The organism is Bacteroides sp. LFL-34 (assembly GCF_027257075.1).
Taxonomy (GTDB): domain Bacteria; phylum Bacteroidota; class Bacteroidia; order Bacteroidales; family Bacteroidaceae; genus Bacteroides; species Bacteroides ovatus.
The window spans coordinates 1-973 of record NZ_JAPQKZ010000140.1; the positions used below are offsets into that span (position 1 = coordinate 1).

Consider the following 973-nt stretch of genomic DNA (forward strand, 5'->3'; position numbering starts at 1 on the left):
CTGTCCACCACACCGATGTCCACACCCCAGAGCCGTATGGCTTCATAACAGAACCAGTACACGTTCATGACCACTAAAATAATACTCACGGCACGCAGAAAATCCATGATTTTCGCCAACGCCCTCAAATCGTCTTCTTGTTGTGACATACATTGATTTTTTTGATTGTTGATATTTTCGATTACATTCCCAAGCCCTTGCGCTTCTTCTTTTTCTTCTTGCGCTGCATCGCCCGGATGAAGGCTTCCTCCTCGGCGTCCACTGCCGGACCTTCGGGGGCAAACAGGTTCATACCACCCGAATGGTTCTCGTATTCCCCTCCGGAATATCCTTGTTTGTCCTCTTGTCCCTCCACCATAACGGAAAGCGGAATCGACGGCTGTCCAGCGTAAGGCTGCGTGAAGTGTTCCTGCAAGGCGTTGGCGGAAAGTTCCTTGCCCATGCGTGAGCCGTTCAGCACGCAGCCCGTACGGTGGTCGATGAACGTGGCTCCGTAGATGCGCCCTTCCTCCGTGTAGCGTAGTACGGTGTCGATGCCCTTTCCTTTGAGGGTGGCTACAAACTTCTCCTTGTCATACGTGCCTTCCAGCACGGAAAGGACGGTGCGTTTCGTCATGTCGGCAAGTTTCCTCTCCTTAAACTCCTGCTTGGAACGGGCAAACTTCTTCTGTACGGCTTCATAGCCGACGGACTTCCCGAACAGCGAGGACTTGAAAGGATTGCCGACCTTGTTGCCCTTGTCGTCCGTGACGGAATAGACCAGCCCGTGATACTCACGTCTGCGCACATTGCCATGTGCTTCCTCCACTGTCATATTATATAAGGAAAGGAGGGCACGGTATTCTCCCATCGTTTGGAAACGGTATTGCCCGTTCAAAGCCTTAACGATATTCCCCACCTGCTTCTTCACGTCGCCCGCAGAGGCGTCCACCTTGCGCAGCGGCGTGTCAAGACGGCGATTCTTGCGTTCCGC

Annotated in this window: 1 protein-coding gene and 1 pseudogene; both read right to left on the reverse strand. The window is 53.2% G+C overall.

The window, feature by feature from the left end; all coding sequences use genetic code 11:
• On the reverse strand, positions 1-149 hold a 149-nt coding region (locus tag N5O98_RS27245; RefSeq protein WP_269496266.1), incomplete at its 3' end, for a YWFCY domain-containing protein.
• 32 nt (positions 150-181) lie between these two features.
• Positions 182-973, reverse strand: a pseudogene (locus N5O98_RS27250) (conjugal transfer protein MobB); the annotation flags it as partial.